At 36.1% G+C, this 19,010-nt stretch carries 19 protein-coding genes and 1 pseudogene; 4 read left to right on the forward strand and 16 right to left on the reverse strand.

Annotated elements, in window-relative coordinates; genetic code table 11:
• Window positions 1-490: 490 nt before the first annotated feature.
• The 10 genes and pseudogenes from NYQ66_RS08120 to NYQ66_RS08165 all read right to left on the reverse strand — a co-directional run bounded on the left by NYQ66_RS08120 (window position 491) and on the right by NYQ66_RS08165 (window position 8,525).
• Window positions 491-592 (reverse strand): YjcZ family sporulation protein, encoded by a 102-nt coding sequence (locus tag NYQ66_RS08120; RefSeq protein ID WP_259868667.1) that lies wholly within the window; start codon window positions 590-592, stop codon window positions 491-493.
• A 126-nt stretch (window positions 593-718) separates the two neighbouring features.
• Window positions 719-1,477 carry a (S)-benzoin forming benzil reductase gene (locus NYQ66_RS08125; protein ID WP_259868670.1) on the reverse strand — a complete coding sequence of 253 codons (759 nt, stop codon included), beginning with the start codon at window positions 1,475-1,477 and terminating at the stop codon, window positions 719-721.
• A gap of 20 nt (window positions 1,478-1,497) precedes the next feature.
• Window positions 1,498-2,001: a G/U mismatch-specific DNA glycosylase gene (gene mug / locus NYQ66_RS08130; protein WP_259868672.1), complete on the reverse strand. Its 504-nt coding sequence runs from the start codon at window positions 1,999-2,001 to the stop codon at window positions 1,498-1,500.
• Between the two features lie 138 nt (window positions 2,002-2,139).
• On the reverse strand, window positions 2,140-2,292 hold the full coding sequence (locus NYQ66_RS08135) for a hypothetical protein (protein ID WP_259868674.1): 153 nt from the start codon (window positions 2,290-2,292) through the stop codon (window positions 2,140-2,142).
• An 88-nt stretch (window positions 2,293-2,380) separates the two neighbouring features.
• Window positions 2,381-2,953 (reverse strand): annotated as a pseudogene (locus NYQ66_RS21435) (C39 family peptidase); the annotation flags it as partial.
• A gap of 618 nt (window positions 2,954-3,571) precedes the next feature.
• A complete protein-coding gene (locus NYQ66_RS08145) occupies window positions 3,572-4,705 on the reverse strand; it encodes a zinc-dependent alcohol dehydrogenase (protein ID WP_259868677.1) in 1,134 nt (377 codons plus the stop codon).
• A 190-nt stretch (window positions 4,706-4,895) separates the two neighbouring features.
• Entirely contained in the window at window positions 4,896-6,038 is a 1,143-nt protein-coding gene (locus NYQ66_RS08150) for a trans-sulfuration enzyme family protein (RefSeq protein WP_259868679.1), read from the reverse strand.
• Window positions 6,039-6,160: 122 nt separating this feature from the next.
• Window positions 6,161-6,475 carry an MGMT family protein gene (locus NYQ66_RS08155; protein WP_259868681.1) on the reverse strand — a complete coding sequence of 105 codons (315 nt, stop codon included), beginning with the start codon at window positions 6,473-6,475 and terminating at the stop codon, window positions 6,161-6,163.
• A gap of 77 nt (window positions 6,476-6,552) precedes the next feature.
• Window positions 6,553-7,395 (reverse strand): DegV family protein, encoded by an 843-nt coding sequence (locus NYQ66_RS08160; RefSeq protein WP_311202012.1) that lies wholly within the window; start codon window positions 7,393-7,395, stop codon window positions 6,553-6,555.
• A 131-nt stretch (window positions 7,396-7,526) separates the two neighbouring features.
• The gene (locus NYQ66_RS08165; protein ID WP_259868685.1) at window positions 7,527-8,525 is read right to left on the reverse strand and encodes a DoxX family membrane protein; all 999 of its coding nucleotides are present in this window, start codon (window positions 8,523-8,525) and stop codon (window positions 7,527-7,529) included.
• A 282-nt stretch (window positions 8,526-8,807) separates the two neighbouring features.
• Here NYQ66_RS08165 and NYQ66_RS08170 point away from each other — a divergent pair, with 282 nt between their 5' ends.
• A complete protein-coding gene (locus NYQ66_RS08170) occupies window positions 8,808-9,506 on the forward strand; it encodes a DUF421 domain-containing protein (RefSeq protein WP_259868687.1) in 699 nt (232 codons plus the stop codon).
• A 444-nt stretch (window positions 9,507-9,950) separates the two neighbouring features.
• Here NYQ66_RS08170 and qoxD read toward each other — a convergent pair whose 3' ends face one another.
• The 4 genes from qoxD to qoxA are packed head-to-tail and all read right to left on the reverse strand — an operon-like array spanning window position 9,951 to window position 13,813.
• Window positions 9,951-10,253, reverse strand: a complete 303-nt coding sequence (gene qoxD / locus NYQ66_RS08175; protein ID WP_259868688.1) for a cytochrome aa3 quinol oxidase subunit IV — start codon at window positions 10,251-10,253, stop codon at window positions 9,951-9,953.
• A gap of 1 nt (window position 10,254) precedes the next feature.
• Entirely contained in the window at window positions 10,255-10,851 is a 597-nt protein-coding gene (gene qoxC / locus NYQ66_RS08180) for a cytochrome aa3 quinol oxidase subunit III (RefSeq protein WP_259868690.1), read from the reverse strand.
• The gene (gene qoxB / locus NYQ66_RS08185; protein WP_259868692.1) at window positions 10,851-12,812 is read right to left on the reverse strand and encodes a cytochrome aa3 quinol oxidase subunit I; all 1,962 of its coding nucleotides are present in this window, start codon (window positions 12,810-12,812) and stop codon (window positions 10,851-10,853) included. Before qoxB ends, qoxC begins: the two co-directional genes overlap by 1 nt.
• Window positions 12,813-12,814: 2 nt before the next feature.
• A complete protein-coding gene (gene qoxA / locus NYQ66_RS08190; RefSeq protein WP_259868694.1) occupies window positions 12,815-13,813 on the reverse strand; it encodes a cytochrome aa3 quinol oxidase subunit II in 999 nt (332 codons plus the stop codon).
• Window positions 13,814-14,136: 323 nt separating this feature from the next.
• Here qoxA and NYQ66_RS08195 point away from each other — a divergent pair, with 323 nt between their 5' ends.
• The 3 genes from NYQ66_RS08195 to NYQ66_RS08205 are packed head-to-tail and all read left to right on the forward strand — an operon-like array spanning window position 14,137 to window position 16,989.
• On the forward strand, window positions 14,137-14,832 hold the full coding sequence (locus NYQ66_RS08195; RefSeq protein WP_259868696.1) for a response regulator transcription factor: 696 nt from the start codon (window positions 14,137-14,139) through the stop codon (window positions 14,830-14,832).
• Window positions 14,829-16,226 carry a HAMP domain-containing sensor histidine kinase gene (locus tag NYQ66_RS08200; RefSeq protein ID WP_259868698.1) on the forward strand — a complete coding sequence of 466 codons (1,398 nt, stop codon included), beginning with the start codon at window positions 14,829-14,831 and terminating at the stop codon, window positions 16,224-16,226. The genes NYQ66_RS08195 and NYQ66_RS08200 overlap by 4 nt, the downstream gene beginning before the upstream one ends.
• A gap of 22 nt (window positions 16,227-16,248) precedes the next feature.
• The gene (locus tag NYQ66_RS08205; RefSeq protein WP_259868699.1) at window positions 16,249-16,989 is read left to right on the forward strand and encodes an SDR family NAD(P)-dependent oxidoreductase; all 741 of its coding nucleotides are present in this window, start codon (window positions 16,249-16,251) and stop codon (window positions 16,987-16,989) included.
• Window positions 16,990-17,053: 64 nt separating this feature from the next.
• Here the strand turns inward: NYQ66_RS08205 and NYQ66_RS08210 are convergent, their stop codons facing one another.
• Both NYQ66_RS08210 and NYQ66_RS08215 read right to left on the reverse strand, forming a co-directional pair.
• Window positions 17,054-17,509, reverse strand: coding sequence for a GNAT family N-acetyltransferase (locus NYQ66_RS08210; protein WP_259868700.1), 456 nt, complete (start codon window positions 17,507-17,509; stop codon window positions 17,054-17,056).
• Window positions 17,510-18,311: 802 nt separating this feature from the next.
• A complete protein-coding gene (locus NYQ66_RS08215) occupies window positions 18,312-18,911 on the reverse strand; it encodes a YitT family protein (RefSeq protein ID WP_259868703.1) in 600 nt (199 codons plus the stop codon).
• Window positions 18,912-19,010 lie beyond the last annotated feature (99 nt).

Consider the following 19,010-nt stretch of genomic DNA (forward strand, 5'->3'; position numbering starts at 1 on the left):
GATTCTGACTCTGAATGGCAGTCGCACGTTATTGATGTCCGAATCAGTGGGAGATTCTGACTCTGAATGGCAGTCACGCGTTATTGATGTCCGAATCAGTGGGAGATTCTGACTCTGAATGGCAGTCGCGCGTTATTGATGTCCGAATCAGTGGGAGATTCTGACTCTGAATGGCAGTCGCACGTTATTGATGTCCGAATCAGTGGGAGATTCTGACTCTGAATGGCAGTCGCACGTTATTGATGTCCGAATCAGTGGGAGATTCTGACTCTGAATGGCAGTCGCACTTAATTGATGTCCGAATCGGTGTGTGATTTTGATTGGCTACTGAACGTCTTCTTGTGCTAATTGACGGTGAATTCAATAATTAAAGTAATATACAGTTTATATAAATTCCGTCGTAACACAAATCCCTAACAAAAGCCCCATACACAAAAAGAGACTATCCCAAAATGAGATAGTCTCTTCCTTCTAGGATGAAGGCTACTTATTAATAAGCGCCATAACCCCATGAAGCACCAATAATTATTAACAAGATAAACAATACGACGATTAGCGCGAAGCCAGATCCATATCCATAACCTGCACTCATTCAATAACCCCTCCTTTATTTATTTCACTTATAGACTATGTCGTTTTTCTAAGAATGGAAGGGCTAAAATAAAAAATGGGTAAATGTCTATATATATTTTGATTTTATGAACTTGCATCAAGCCTTTTATAACAGCTCTTTAACATTATATTGTTTACCATTTATAATTTGATTTTCATTAACTAACACATCCACTAATGTCTTTGCAACCGTATCTGTATCTCTCAAACTTTTATCTTGTTTATATTGACGGAATGTTTCTACATCCTTAAATGATTCTTCACTGGATGACCTAATTTCACCTTGCATTTCTGTATCCATTATTCCAGGGTTAAACAAAATAACTTTATTCATAGTCCCAATTTCATCTTGTTCTACTGCGACAGTTTCTGTAAAGCGATTCAAGCCTGCCTTTGAACTACAATAGGCACTCCAGCCATACACTGATCTATCTGCAGCACCAGATGTAACATTCGTAATTATAACAGGTACATTTGATTCATTCGCCTTGCTTAAAAATAATGCAGTTGTAGTCATTGGTGCAGTAAGATTTACAGTTATATGATCGGATATTGATTCAAATTCATAGTTTTTTGCTTGATCCATTGGCGATACGGTTCCAGCATTATTGATCAAGTGAACACTTTCTACTCCATTTAAAAAAAACTCATTTGCTATTTCTGTAAACACATCGTTTACTTGTTTTATAGCAGATAAATCACAGGCATAATGTACGTAAGATACCGAATGCCGCTTTGCAACCTTTTCTAGCTCCGTATTTTTCTTTCTTGATACACCAATAACATGAAAATCTTCTTTAAGTAATAACGTAGCAATTGATTCTCCTAGTCCTCTAGAAGCACCGGTAACAATCGCAAACTTCATCGTTATGTTCCTCCCCTTCCCTATATGTAGTTATGTAATTGCTTATAGATCGATACAATTTCATCCAATTTCATTCTTACCAATCCACTTGATGATGGCGCAACAAACTCAATTGAATTAGATATGGAATCCGTCTGTTTTCCCCAGGGTACCTTTTTTTCTTTACTAAATTGCTGGTACACACCTTTTCCAACAAAGCATACAACCTTAGGACTGTACTTGTTAATCTTTTCTAAAAGCTCCAAACGACCTTGTTGGTATTCTTCTTTCGTAATCTCTGCCGCTTCCTTTGTTGGTCTTGCCACAATATTAGATAAACCATATCCAATATTCAATAACGAACGATCTTCTTGCGGATTCAGCTTTGTACTAGTTAAACCAGATTCATATAAAATAGTCCAAAAACGGTTATTGGGATTTGCAAAATGATGACCTGTTTCGGAAGAACGAATACTGGGATTAAATCCCACAAATAGCACTTTAAGATTCCGATCTATGTAATCTGGAATGGGTTGTAATTCCATTAAGTTATCCACCTTTATTATAACATTTGCCTCTATATTAACATGATAGCTCTCCTATTACTGTATCTTTGATTTTTTCATTATGGATCCCATTATCAAAAGGCTATAGCCATATTGATAACGGGGCTCATTCGCATGTTATTCACTTGATTCTGTAATATTGAAAAACATTGTCTCGTCCACTTCGTCCTCATTTTGTTTTTTCCTTTGTTCCGTCTTCTTTTTATCTTTACCCATGACTCCATCCGATTCATAACTCTTTTTAAAAGGAAATTGCTGATCTTTATTCATGTTGTCACCCTCCTTTTATACACTTATCTTTCACCTTGCTCATGATATGTATACAGTTTTGGACTTGCAAAAAAAAAACAAGCACTGATTATTTTTTAATAATCAGTGCTTGTTTTCCCATCTGTTCCCATGCTTGTTTAAAAGTAAAACGGTCAACCTTTTTATTTTTCTCACCATAAGGATCGTTGATATAGATATGCGTATCATCATAACCAGTAACGACGACACTATGCACACTGTAAGTGACTTCTATATCACCTGAACGTGTTTGCCATGTTTCAAAATTATAAACAGGCGTATTGTTTGAAGTCGTAATCACCCAGATCGGCATGCCATGATCTAGATAGTCTAATATAGTATCCATTTCAGATCCAGTCAGATTTACTGCTTTTTCACCAACATAGGACTGCGCAAGTTCTGTAATCGGCCGATGATAGACACTTAATCCAGGTCCATCTACCATATCACCAACGAAACCTTCATTCGGATGACCTTTTAGTCCATCTTTATAGGTTAAAGGGACTGTTGCGATCTCATCTGCTAGCTGATTTTTTGATACCTCTACCCCGTGATATTGAAGGATCATGGCTAAACTTGTAACTTCACAGCCATTATATAGCCTCGGGCTTTCCATTTGGTTTATTAATGGAACATCTAGGGGAAATTCCATTGCATTACTGATTTTGATGCTTAGCTTTTCATGATACGAGACCTGCAAGTTATAATCTAATTCCTTCTCGATAAACTGTAATGGAATAAACGTCTTTCCATCAACATGAAGCGTAGTATATTTCTGATTAGCCCTTTTGTCTAACGAAAGTTTTTTTGCAATTGGTTCATCTTCGAATGGATTAATTAATGGGAGATTAATAGATTTTTCATCATAGTTTACTGTTACAACATGAAGGAGTGGGGATTGTATTACATTTACACCAAAAAAATAATCAAGCAGATTAATTGGAATATAATAATGGTTTTGATATTGAATAACTTTTTCATCGATCACTATGCTATTAATCGTTAATTCTACATTATCTATATTTAAAAGCTTACGAAACATATCATCTCTACGATCATATTGAAGGGTGTTTTCATTCGCTTGAGCTTTATCCATTTCAATATTGGATTTCATGTTTACTAAAAGAATCATAATGCACAAGAGTATAATAACAGAAATAGATATGTATTTTGAGGACATTCCTTACTCCTATACTTATTTATTTTTGTACTAACAAAAAAATCGCATATCATCATGCGATTTTTTTACTTAAAACTATTTTTATGGCCGAAGTACTACCTTTATGCAATTATCTTCTTTTTTGTTAAAAATATCATACCCATGTGGTGCTTCGTCTAAAGGAAGTTCATGTGTAATGATTTTTGTTGGATCGATTTCTCCATTTACTACTTGTTTATATAGAGGTTCCATAAAAGATCTAGCATGTGCTTGCCCCATTTTAATATTTATGTTTCTAGAAAAAAACGGTCCTAATGGAAACATGTTATAAAGACCGCCATAGACGCCTGTTATTTGATACGTTCCACATTTTTTCACTGCTTTTGTTGCTATTTGAATAGGTCCGATTGTACCACCCTGTAATTTTAACTTTTGTTCAACAAATTCGAGTGGTGATTTTTTTCCATCCATACCTACACAATCAATAACAACATCTGCACCACCCTTGGTAGTTTCCTTTAACACTTCTCCCATATCCTCATGCTTGGTAAAATCAAATACTTCCGTTTTATTCACTTGTTTTGAATGCGCTAAGCGATTTTCAATATAGTCAACTGCAATAACCCGCTTAGCTCCTTCCTTCCAAGCAAATTCTTGAGCCATCAATCCAATAGGACCACAACCAAGGACAATAACCGTGTCTCCTTGTTTCACACCAGCATTTTTCACACTCCAGTACGCTGTAGGAAGCACATCTGACAAAAACAATAAAGAGTTATCTTCCAACTCACAGCTTTCAGGTATTAGAAATGGTGTATAGTTTCCATAAGGCACTTTTAAATACTCTGCTTGCCCTCCTGGATGGTTGCCAAATTTCTCGGAATATCCAAAATACCCTCCAGAATCATAATGTGGGTTAGCATTGTCACACTGACTTTCATGGTGTTCATTACAATATTGACAATGCCCACATGCTACTGTGAAAGGGATAACTACACGATCACCTTTTTTCACTTTCGTTACACCCGGGCCAACCTCTTCTACAATTCCCATAGGTTCATGCCCAATACTGTAACCAATCGGTAGTGGAAAGTTGCCTTGATATAAATGTAAATCAGAGCCACATATCGCGGTGGACGTCACTCTTATAATTACATCTTCTGCATCTTCAATTTTAGGGTATTCTTTCTTTGTGACTGCAACCGAATATTTTCCTTGATACGTAACAGCTTTCATTTGCTTCTTCCCTTCTTCCATATGAATTCTAGTTTATCGTTATCTTAAAAGAAACAAATTATGTAAAAGAATGGTGGAGGAAAGAAAAAAACAAAGTCTGACGTTAGCGTACGGAGTGTGGGGTGAGTTCTTGCCCATATATTCAAGTAAAAAAGCATAGGAACTACTCTCCCATGCTTCATTTTGTTTATTATTTTTTAGAAATAGCAATCGCCTGTTCAAATGCAGCAATAATATCTGCTTGGTCTTCAATACCTACTGAAATTCTAATTAAACCTTTCGTAATACCAAGTTCATCTTGTGCCTCTTTAGGAAGCGCACGGTGCGAGGTAGATAATGGGTAGGAAACGGATGTTTCGACTCCAGCAAGTGTCGGAACAATCTTGACCCACCCAAGCGATTTGAAGAATGTATCAATGTCACATGAGTTCGTAATATCGATCGATACAATGGCACCGTTCCCTTTAGGTGAGACCGATTTTGGATAATAAACTTTATCCACATACTCATTGTTTATTAGTGCATCTGCTAAAGCTTGTGCATTCTTCACATGTCTTTCCATTCGTACACTCAATGTCTTAATACCGCGGCAAGCCAACCACGCATCAAAAGGACTCAGATTGGTGCCTATATTAACAACTTTTGTTTTAGCTTTGGCTACAAGCTCCTCTTGACCAACCAATACTCCAGCAGTTACGTCACTATGACCACCTAAGTATTTCGTAGCACTATGTACAACTAAGTCAACACCTTCTACAAATGGTTGGCAAAGATATGGAGTAGCGAATGTATTATCAATCATTGTATAGAGATTGTGTTTTTTGGCTATAGTTACTACTTCTTGTATATTCTCCACTCTAAGTAGTGGATTCGTAATCGATTCCGTATAGATTAATTTCGTGTTTTCTTTTATATTATTTTCAACAACTTGTGGATCATCAAAATCAACGATTGAAACTTCAATACCAAAATCAATTAACTCATTCGCTAACAATTGATATGTCCCACCATAAATATCTGTAGATGCAAGAATATGATCTCCTGCTTTAGCTACAGATAGCACACCTACCAATATAGCAGATAACCCTGAAGAAGTTGCTACACCACTAGGTGCACCTTCTAATTGAGCAACAGCACTTCCAAGTTCATCTGTATTGGGATTCCCAACACGTGTGTATAAATATTCTTTTTTTCCCTGATAAAAGCTTTCTAAATCCTCTAAATCAGTAAATTTAAATGCAGATGTTTGATAAATAGGGGTTACTTTACTATCGATGGAGTTTGTACTTTTCAATGCTAGATGTACAGATTTTGTATCAAAATGTTGCCCCATAACTGTCTCTCCTTTAATTATCTTTTTATTACTCTACTTTAACGTATCAAACAAAAAAAGCCAATAACCTACAATTAAGATTGGTTATATATGCACCTTCATCTGTTGTTTCTTTCGATTACTTATTCACTATACGCAAACTCATATTGATAAAAGGTCAAATTAATTCTACTGTTTGAACTAAACGCTATCCCTTCTTTTTCCAACAGATATTTTTGTGTTTCAAAACCCTCGCCATTTAGGCTAATCTCGCCTTTACTATTGATCACACGATGCCAGGGTAAACCATGCTTTTTACTCATGGTATGCAATAATCTTGCTACTTGTCTGGCACCATGGGGGTTACCTGCACTTCTTGCAATCTGGCCATATGTCATCACTTGCCCTTCTGGAATACTTTTAATAATAGAAATAGCTTTGTCAGTAAAACTATTCATAACTTCCCTCCCAAATAAAATTGTAAAAAAAGGATAAGCATGTCGACATCGCTTATCCTTTTTATCAACATATTTTATTATTTTTTCATCCAAGACACGCACAGTGTTCCGTGTCCAGTATGTACACCTGCTACTGGAACTAACGACTGTACCCTTATCTTGAGTTCCTTATGCACTCTCTCTAACTCTTCTTTCCAATTAAGTGCTTGTTCTTTTACTCCAGCATGGGAAATACAAATTTCTTTCAGTTGATAGGTCGCAATTGCCTCCTCTAGTACTTGAAAGATTTTCTTATGCGCACGCTTTTTTATACGAACTTTATCGTCAACAACAACTTTACCGTTATCAAACTTCAAAATAAGGTTTATGTGCAATAAGTTAGCAAATACGGTCTGTGTAGTACTGACCCTTCCACTTCTCTTTAGTTGATCTAAACTTTTGGGAAGTAGATACATTTCAGTGCTATTTGGATAAGTCTTTAATACAGAAGAAATTTCTTCAAAAGAACTACCCTTTGACTGCAGATCAATTCCATTTTCAATCATCTTGCCTAAACAGTAATCGCCGATTCTTGAATCAATTACCTCAACAGGAAAATCAACTTCCTGAGCCGCACTTACTGAACTTTGATATGTGCCTGTTAATTCGCTTGATGCGTGAATAGCAATGGCACAATCATATTTCTCTTCTTTTAGTTTTTCGTATAAAGAAACAAACTCACCGTATGCAGGTTGACTTGTTTTAGCCCCTTCACCATAGTTCTCTAGAAGTTCATAGATACCTTCTTTAGAAATATCTACATCTTCTCTGTATGCTTTATTATCAATAATCACAACCATAGGTAAGACATGTATATTGTGTTTTTGTATATATTCTGCTGACAAACCACACGTACTGTCAGTAATCCATGCAACTTTCATCATTCAAACCCCAATCATAAGTATTTGGTACTAACACCTACTTCTATTTTGATAGAAGTTGAGTTAAACAACAACATTTATTTATATATAACACAAAGATTTTTTTCAATTGTGTATAAATTGACTTATTTTTATGCAAAACGATAATAAATTAAGATAAAAGTTGATAAAACAAAGATAAAATTAAGAAAAACAAAGACCATCTGATCAAACCTTGTTTTATGAATCTTTACCGGTGGATTATAGAAAGACACCCCTTCTATAATGAAAAGAATTAATACAACATGAATCATAGCATGTCCAATGATTTCTGTCATTCCAAAAATAGTCGTAGTTAAAATGAATATGATGGTTACTACAACCGCTAGAATACGATTTAAGATTCCAACAACGAGTAGATAGCCAACAACAAACTCGATAAATGCGGCTAAGACAATAAATATAAGAGGGTCAAAGCCAAAGGTTGGTACTTGGTGTGTATGAATAATATCAACCGTCATACCGGGGTACACCCATTTTTCTACAGCGACCCAACATAAGCTAAGTCCGGTGCCTAAATATAGAAATGGGAAACCCCAATTCTCAAATTTCGTATTCCATAATATTAACACGCCGATAATGGCAATGTAGAAGCCATAATCAAGCATATAGAACCAGCCCGAATCAGTCCACTGATAGATAAATAAACCTAGCATTATTATCGCAGCACATTTGGTAGCAAGGTGATGAGGTATTAACAAACCAACAATAATAAGCCACATGACCACAGCTTCCCAGGTTTGTGTTATTGGAAAGTCTGGAGCAAACATAGAGCCTGAGAGCACCTGAATAATAAAGGATAATGCAGTACCATATTTTAAAATATGCCTAGAATACTTTCTTAAATTAGATAGTGTTTTATCCATTCTCTTAGCAATGGGAATATCCAGTAACTTGTTCATGACTTGTGACAAAACAGCTAAAAGTACCGCAACCAAGAGAGACACTGTTATAAAAAGTGGAGAAAGTATTTCTTCAATAGGCACTTTCTCAGCCGGTACCTTTGCAAACCACTTCACATGGCCTCCGACTATAATAGGAGTTAAAAGGATAATCGAGAAAACTACAAATGAGAAACGTTTTATTGACATAGTCGTACTCCTTTCATCTTTATTGTTTATATTATCTGTCTTTAGACTCGGATTATGAATATTTAATTCTAACAAAAATACCTTTCCCGAATTTTTCGGAAAAGGTATTTTCATGTATTCGATCACTACTTGTGATACCCACTTAAACAGTAAGATCATACTAGTATCGATTCCTAAATTATTACTTTAAATTTAGTCTCCAGTTAACTTTTGTTCATTACATAATCATTATTTTTTCGAGCATGATAAACGTACTTCTATCTAGAAAGGAGAACTTATAAAATGGAGCTATCTGAATTATTGCTTCGAATTGGTTTGTCTTTCTTCGTTCTACTTGGATTAACAAGAGTAATGGGAAGAAAAGAATTATCACAATTAACTTTTTTTAATTTTGTATCCGGAATTGCAATAGGTTCGATTGCAGCTAATTTAGTTGTAAGTCAAAACCTTAGTATTCGTAATGGTATTATTGCCCTAGCAGGTTGGAGTGCATTAACTATTGTAATGGGACTAATTGATATAAAATCAAAGAAAGCAAGAAAATTCATCGAAGGCGAACCATTAATTCTAATTAAAAATGGACAAATTATGGAATCGGCACTTCGAAAAGCAAGATTAGACATAGATGCATTAAATGCAATACTTAGAGAAAAAAATGCCTTTTCTATCGCTGATGTTGATTATGCCATTTTTGAAACGGATGGGAAACTATCTGTTATGAAAAAACATAATAAACAATCGGTTAAAAGAAGTGATATGCTATTGCAAAAAGTGGCTGATGATGTGTATCCAATGCCGACTGAAGTTATCTCCGATGGTACCGTAAATCAGAAGAACTTAGAGGATTTAAATTTAGACAAAAAATGGATAGATAAGCAACTAGAAGATGTTGGAATAAAGGATGTTGGTGACGTTTTTTATGCAGAATTACAAAAAGATGGAAGCCTATACATCGATAAGAAAAATGATGTTATACACTAGATATATTTAAAAACCGCCTTTTTAATTCCCTGTATAAAAGGCGGTTCTTAATTTAGTATGAACATAATTTTTCACCTTCGCTCGAATATTATGGAGGATGGTAAATTAGATTCTGAATCTAAGGAGTTTTTTCTTCTTTTGCGGAAACTAATTTTTTCAATGAAGGTTAATAATCCAAAAACAACAAAAACCGTCATCGTTATAATAAATAAGGATAGAAGCATGAACGCAAACCCCTTTCAGTCATTTTCTACATTCTTTCACTATTTTCCGTTGTTTAATCGCAAATACTAAAATAAATACTACATATATTAATTATCCCACGAATACCGTATTCAGACTTCTATTTATGTGTGCTATAAAGTCCATATTTTTATTCATTTTGTTAACAAAAAAACTGCACCTACGAGAGGTGCAGTTTAAATAAACTCCAAATATATTTTATTAGTAATGGGCTGCGTGACCAGTAGATAAAATCCAGATTGAACCAGCAACAATTACTGCGGCAATAAACACACTATAAACAATATTAATCGTATTAATCATTCCAGACTTTCCTTCATTCATATGCATGAACATAATTAACTGCACACCGGCTTGGAATATTGCTAATGCCCCGATGATCCACAATTTCACGGATGAAGTGAAATCTGTATAGAAAACAATTGCTGCTAATACAGTCATGACAATCGACAAAAAGAAACCAAAGACCATTTTACCAGGGAAGATTTTGTTTGTTTTTTCCAACCTACATCAACCCCTTCAAGTAAACGAAAGTAAAGATGAAAATCCATACAACGTCTAAAAAGTGCCAGTATAAGCTGATAATAAAAGTCTTACGCGCAGTAACTGGCGTTATACCGCGTTTTACTAGTTGAATAATTAATAACGTTAACCAGCCTATACCTAGTGTTACGTGTGCACCGTGCGTACCTAGTAACGTAAAGAAAGCAGATAGAAATGCACTTGTTTGCATTGTTGCCCCTTCGTGCACATAATGAATAAACTCATTAATTTCCATGTACAAGAAACCAAGACCAAGCGCCATTGTAATAAGCAACCATGTAATTAAACCTTTCAAGTTGTTATTACGCATTTGGTGGATCGCTAAGCTACATGTAAAACTACTCGTTAATAGTAAAAATGTTTGGATCATAACATCCTTCATAATGAATATGTCACTACCAGCTGGGCCACCAGCAGTGTTATGTTCTAACACTGCATAGCCAGCAAATAATGTTGAAAATAGTACAATCTCTGCACCTAAGAAAATCCAAAAACCTAATATATTCATTTCATTTTGTTTCGTTGAATATTCTAATGGTAAAGATGTTCCTGAAGCCATTATTGATCACCCTTCCACTTGCGTTCTGTATCATCTAATCCTTCTGTCTTTGTAATTTCATCGACAGGTACATAATATCCATCATCGTAGTCAAAGGAGTTTGCAATTAGTCCACCAATGATTCCTAGTGACCAAATCGCGGCTAACGTGAACCATTCGAATACAAGGAAAAATCCTACGATACCAAATGCAATACCCATTATAATCGGAATGCCTGAATTACTTGGCATATGGATCGGTTTTAAATCTTTTTTCGTAAAGGCTTTTATTCCTTTTTTCTTCATCTTCCATAACGGATCAATCGAATCCACTTCTGGAACTACCGCAAAGTTATAATGTGGTGCAGGTGATGCCATTGTCCACTCAAGTGTACGTGCATCCCAAGGATCATTTCCTACTTCACGAGAAGCGAAACGGAAGCTCCAATAAATGTTGTAACATAGTGCCGCAAAACCTGCAGCCATAATAAGTGAACCTACTGCTGAAACACCTAACCATGCTTCCCAACCAAGACCTTCTGAGTACGTGTACATACGACGTGTCATTCCGTCTAAACCAACAAAGAACATTGGCATGAACGTCAGGTTAAATCCAATTACAAATAACCAGAAGTGCCATTTACCGATTTTTTCATTAAGTTTGAATCCGAACATTTTCGGCCACCAGTAGTAAAGACCTGCAAATACGGCGAATACAACACCAGGAATTAATACATAGTGAAAGTGGGCCACTAAGAACATCGTATTGTGATATTGATAGTCAGCTGCAGCCATCGCTAGCATAACACCAGTTACCCCACCAATTGTGAAACATGGGATAAATGCAAGCGACCAAAGCATCGCTGTTGAAAACTGAATTCGTCCTTTTCGCATCGTAAATAACCAGTTAAATATCTTTACACCTGTTGGGATCGCAATCGCCATTGTCGTTATGGAGAATACGGAGTTAACCGCCGCACTATTACCCATTGTGTAAAAGTGGTGTACCCATACAAGCATACTTAAGAATGCAATACCAACAATCGAGATAACCATTGAAGAATAACCGTAAAGATTTTTACGAGAGAATGTTGAAATTACTTCTGAAAACATGCCAAAAGCTGGTAATACTACAATATAAACTTCAGGGTGTCCCCATAACCAGAATAAGTTTAACCATAGCATCGGGTCTCCTCCACCAGCAACGGTAAAGAAGTGTGTTCCGAATAAACGGTCTAATGTCATAAAAGCTAAAGCTACAGTTAAAATTGGGAATGCTGCAACAATAATTACTGAAGTAACTAGTGATGTCCATGTGAACATCGGCATTTTCATCAATGTCATACCAGGTGCTCTCATTTTAAGAATCGTTACTATAAAGTTGATTCCTGTTGCAAGTGTACCAATACCAGCAATCTGAAGTGAGATTGCGTAATAGTTGTTTCCTACGCCTGGTGTAAACTCTTTACCAGCCAGTGGGAAATAAGATGTCCAACCAGCATCAGGAGAACCACCAATAACAAATGAAATGTTAAATAGCATTGCTCCAACAAAGAACGTCCAGAAGCTAAGTGCATTTAATTTCGGAAATGCAACATCTCGTGCACCGATTTGTAGCGGGATTACTACGTTCATAATACCGATTAATAAAGGCATCGCCATAAATAAAATCATAATGACGCCGTGCGTTGTAAATATTTCATCATAATGCTGGGCATCTAAGAATTCCATATTCGGGCGGGAAGTCTGTGCCTTCATCATCAGGCCATCTACCCCACCACGGAAGAACATAATTACACCAGCTAAAATATACATGATACCGATTTTCTTATGATCAACCGTTGTAAACCATTCGCTCCATAGATATTTCCATTTCTTAAAATAGCTAATACCAACGATAAGCGCGATCATTGTGATTAAGATAGCGATCTGAGATGCTAAGATCATCGGATCACCAGTAACTAATATTTGATCAAGACTCATGCTTACTCGCCTCCATTTCCATGACTGCTATGACTGTCATGCCCCTCATGACTAGTTCCATTACTTTCTTCCGGTGTTTCAGAAGTTTCATCTTCTTCGTGGTCACCATGGTCTCCATGGTCACCATGAGGTGCTTTATAGTTACTAAAATCTATAAATTCCTCTGAATACCCATGAGCATGGTCAATCCATTGAAGATGCGTCTCATTAAATGTCATACGCCCAACATTTCCTGGCTTAATAATTTCCTTATATTTCTCTGCTGTTAATGTATCAGCAGTTGCTTTTACTTCTTCAACCCATTCTTCAAAATCAGCTCTTGTTTGCGCTAAGACCTCGAAGTCCATGTGTGCATATCCTTTTCCGTTAAAACTAGTATTTCTACCAATATAAGACCCTGGATTATCAGCTACTAAATATAGATTCGTTTGCATATTAGCCATGGTGTATTTTTGTCCACCAAGAGCTGGAACCCAAAATGACTGCATCGTACCTGTAGAAGTCATCTTAAATTGCACAGCGCGGTCTTCAGGAATATTGATATAGTTAACTGTTTCAATATCTTGTTCAGGATAACTAAATACCCATTTCCAGTCGGCAGATGTAACGTGGATTACTAAAGGTTCTTCATCCTCATATCCTTCTGGAACTCCTTCCAATTCGTAAGTAACCATAACCGTTGGGATTGTTAAGGCAATAACAATTAGTACTGGTATAACGAACCACGTGATCTCTAGTGCTTTACTACCTTCTTCCTCTTCGGGTTCATAATCCATATTGTCTTTTCTTTCACGGTATTTCCAAATGATCGTTCCGAATAGAATAAAAACTATTACTACGATCACTGCCATGAAAATAATGGAATAAATAATTAGATCTGATAAATTGCGTGCAACCGGTCCTTGAGGATCAAATACAACAAGTTTATTTTCACATCCAGTTAAGGTTACAGTTGTTAATGCGATTAGAATAATAAATAGCAGACGACGAATTTTCTTCACAAAAATATCTCCTTTCTAACTAAAGCGGACCACTTTTTCTATACATGCCTTGAATAAAATAATTAATAAACTTAAGCGTTTATAAAGTGCATAAAATATTCCTTTAACTAATGAATCATTTTGACATGTAAATATGATGAAAGTATGAAGAAATATTTTTAGACATAAAAAGTTCACATTTACCCCCTGCATCTATGCGCTATTTCACAGTATCGCGGATTCGGTTGCTTTTTAGAAGGAAAACATTTTACTATATGCGTGTTTTTCTTTATGATCAAGTGGAAGAATAAGAATATATTATTAATGGAATGCGAGTGAAAAATATGAAGAAACCTAAGGTTCTCATCGTGGATGATGAAGCCCAAATGCGCATGTTATTACGCATTCATTTACAGGACTCTTATCAATTATTAGAAGCATCTAACGGTTATGAGGCAATAGAATTAGTAGAGAAAGAACCAGTGGATATTGTTTTGCTAGACATTATGATGCCAAATTTAGACGGAAAACAAGTGTGCAAAAAAATACGAACTTTCAATAAAGATATCCCTATTATTTTACTTACCGCATTAAATGAATCAAAAGATAAAGTAGAAGGTTTAACGATCGGCGCAGATGATTATGTCGTAAAGCCTTTCGACCCAGAAGAGCTTGCAGCAAGAATACACGTTCAATTGAGAAGAGTTCCTGCCCCATCAACTGAAGGCTCTATACTTTCTATAAATGAGCTAATCATAAAGCCTGAATCAAGAGAGGTACTTGTGTCTAACATCCCACTTAAATTAACGCCAAAAGAATTTGATTTATTATATTTGCTCGCCTCCAATCAAAATTGGGTGTACACAAGAGAGCAATTACTAGATAAGGTATGGGGTTTAAATGACATTGTCGATATCCGCACCGTGGATTCGCACGTCCGGTATGTACGAGATAAGCTAAAAAAAGCTGGACTGCAGGTGCAACCGATAAAAACCATTTGGGGTGTTGGTTATAAATTTTCCTCAGGTGATTCGGAATGAAGCTAAACAGTGTGGTGACAAAATTAGGAGCTACTATTCTTTTCCTTCAATTAATTATCTTGATACCACTAGGATACATCATCGTACAGATTGTATCTAACTACTCTTATAATGAAGTAGAATCGCAACTTATTGACCTGTCTAGAAAATACGCACAAAGCTTTACATCGGTAAATGATCAACATGCTTGGGATTCTATTTATACTTATACAGAGGTCACCGGCATGAAAGCTGTTTTAATAGACCCAGATGGGCGTATTATTTCAAAGGCAGGACTAAGCGAACTAAAAGAAGAGGGCCTTTCGACTCCCCGAGAACAATCGTTACTAAAATCAGGTACACCTATAAATACAGAATACATAAATAACGACACCCAATACTTAAAGGTTGCCCAACCGATCATGGCAGGCAGCACTTATACAGGAAGTATCTATCTTTTATCATCATTAGACTCAACCTATCAATCGGTTTACAATATTACAAAATTAGTAATCTTGGCTAGTATTGGTGCAGTGGTATTAGCGATTGGCTTTACTTTTTTTATGTCGATAAAACTTGCTTCTCCACTGTTACAAATGGAAAAGGCAACCAAACGTATTGCAGATAAAAAAGATTTCAGTACGAGAGTTACCTACAAAGGAAACGATGAAATTGGATCTCTTGCAAATGCGATCAACAACCTGTCCCAAACCCTAGAAACATATCAAACAAATCGGAATGAATTCTTTGCTAATATTACACACGAATTAAAAACACCTCTTACCTATATAAAAGGGTACACCAACGCCTTGAAGAAAAAGCTCTATCAGTCAGAGGAAGAAAAAGAGACTTATTTAGATATCATTGAAAAAGAAACAAATCAAATGAACAACTTAATGGATGACTTAATGGATTTATCTAAGATCGAGGAAGGGAAATTAAACCTTCATAAAGAAGATATAGATATAACAGAAGTCATTGATATGGTGATAAATAAAATCATGATAAAAGCCAAAAACAAAGGAATTACTGTGTCATATGAAGCACCTCCTGAGGGTGTAGTCTTATATGCAGATGGTCAACGAATGGAACAAATATTAACGAACCTGTTAGAAAATGCAACAAGATACACAGAAAAGGGAAACATCCTTGTTCGAGTTTTTAAACATTCCAAGCAAATCAAAATAACTGTAGAAGATACAGGGATAGGTATTTCCGAAAAAGATGTACCGTATTTGTTTGAAAGATTTTATCGTGTTGATAAATCACGTTCTAGGTCACATGGTGGGACTGGTTTAGGATTGTCGATCGTAAAGAAACTGGTAGATATTCATGATGGGGCAATTGAGATACAAAGCAAACTTGGAGAAGGTACAACCTTTATTTTATCTTTCCCTATGGATCAACATAAATAATTTATGATAGAAGGTGTTATATATGGAAACTGTTATCGTAACTGGTGCAGGAAACGGAATTGGAAGAGCAGTAGCTATGGCATATGCAGAAGCAGGTGCACAAGTCGTTGTGGCTGATGTAGATGAACAGGCTGGGAGGAAAACAGTTAAACAAATTCAGACAGATCTTAATGGTAATGCAGTTTTCGTTCAAGCAGATGTTCGGAAGCCCGAAGACATTGTAAACTTAATGGACAAGGCAATAAATCATTTTGGTCATATACATGTTCTGATCAATAATGCAGGTGTCTCTCGCTTTACATCTATTTTTGATATTACGGTGGATGAATGGGATGACGTAATCAATACAAATTTACGTGGCGCCTTTCTTTGTGCCAGAGAAGCAGCAAAGCATATGCGAACGAATAAAGATGGAGGTTCTATTGTTAATATTGCTTCTACACGTGCGTCCATGTCCGAGGCAAATTCTGAAGCTTATGCTGCGACAAAAGGTGGGATTTCATCGCTAACGCATGCGTTAGCAATGTCATTACAAGAGGAACATATCACTGTAAATGCAATAAGTCCTGGGTGGATTGAAACAACTAATTACGATTCATTACGTGAAATCGATCATGATCAACACCCTTCTAAGCGTGTTGGGACTCCTTCAGACATCGCAAGTGCCTGTCTATTTCTAACTGATCCTAAAAACAATTTTATCAATGGAGAAAATTTAGTTATTGATGGTGGCATGACTAGAAAAATGATGTATGAACATTAGACAAAACAAACCATTTGGATAGGCTCCAAGTGGTTTGTTTTTATGTCAAGCTAATAACGTCGTATTAGAGTTCCTTGTAAACAAACGCTCTTGTCTTTTTGAAACCTTCTTTTTTATAAAAAGTATCGGCCATGACATTCTGCACCCAGTAATCAAGCTCTATTCTTTTTATTTCGTTCTTCCTCGCTACACTATACAAAGCATCCATTAGCTTTTCACCATATCCTTTTGATCTATACCGTTCATCAATTGCGATCTGATAAAGAAGCTTAACATCTTTCCTAAAGGGATTGTGTTTATATTCTATTATTTCAGCCCATGCATACCCAACTGCATGTGAATCGTCTTGTACTAATAAAAACTTGCATGTCGGCTCTTTCATGATTTGCTGAAAGAAATATTTTATATTTTCATAATCATACGGTTTAAAGACATCAGGATACCACGAATGATGTAGATCATGGACCGATTTGTTCAAACGGGCAATCTGTTCATAATCCTTTGATTGGATAATTTCCATAGGACACCTCGCTTTTGCTTCTACTTATTATAAGATTGTGTTAAAGAGTTGATGGAAAATGCGTCGTAACATATATGGAAAACAAGAAATTTTACAGTGCACTAACTAACTGTCAGTGTTTGTGCTCTTCTCTAACTATAAATGACTCTCGGGTCTTATTATAGTTAATTGTGCACTTCACTTACTATAACCACCTCTCAAAAAAGACTGAAGAGCCGATTAGTGTCCGAGGTTGTCTCAACTACGGACAAGAAAGAGAACGAAGAGCCCATTGATGTCCGAAGTTGTCTCAACTATGGACAAGAAAGAGAATGAAGAGCCGATTAGTGTCCAAGGTTAGCACAACTACGGACAAGAAAGAGAACGAAGAGCCCATTGATGTCCGAGGTTGTCTCAACTATGGACAAGAAAGAGAACGAAGAGCCTATTGATGTCCGAGGTTAGCACAACTACGGACAAGAAAGAGAACGAAGAACCGATAGTTGTCCGAGGTTAGCTCAACTACGGACAAGAAAGAGAACGAAGAGCCCATTGATGTCCGAAGTTGTCTCAACTATGGACAAGAAAGAGAACGAAGAGCCTATTGATGTCCGAGGTTAGCACAACTATGGACAAGAAAGAGAACGAAGAGCCGATTATTGTCTGTATTCTTCATTAACTTACTGTAATTAGCCCTCGGATCAAGTTATAGTCAGTGATCGTGTTCCTTGAGAATATTGGCTTACGACAGAGTTTATACATTTTTTGCAGTACGTACTACCTCTTTTAATGAATACTTTCCATCTGCTTAGATTATAACCCATTAATGAATTTGATCAACATCATGCTTGGCAGGTTTCCACGTATAGATACTGGTTGTAATACCAACTACAAGGATGGCAACAATTGAAAGCAATAATGTATTCATTGATATTAGTAATCCCCCCACTAAGATAACAATCGAATCAATTAGAAATATAATAATTCCTACATTTATCCCGGACAAATCCGAAATAAATTGGGCAATCAAGTCTGTTCCACCAGTACTCGTTTTGACACGAAGCATGATCCCAATGCCAAGTCCAACGAATATCCCACCAATAATAGAACTAAATGGCGCATCTAGTTGAATCGGGGCGCTTCTGATCGTACGAAACAAATCAATAAAAAAAGAGGATACTAATAGACCGTGTAAGCTATTATAGAAATACGTTCTATATTTAAACCACGCAATAACGAAGATCGGGATACTTAACAAGATAATCGTAAGCCCAATTTTCATTCCCCAAATATATTTTGCAATTAGGCCAATACCAATCATTCCACCATCGAGGACATGATATGGTACAAAAAAGTAATTCACTCCAATTGCCAGTAAAATACTGCCTATAACAATGGCTAGTCCTTTCTTTAAAAAATACAATACAACACCAACTTTGTTAACAGAATGTGTTGTAGATGTATATGCTTGTCTTTATGAAAGAATTAATGCAAATAAAAAAAAGCAAGCACAAATGCCTGC

The organism is Aquibacillus koreensis, assembly GCF_025154055.1.
Taxonomy (GTDB): Bacteria; Bacillota; Bacilli; order Bacillales; family Amphibacillaceae; genus Aquibacillus_C; species Aquibacillus_C koreensis.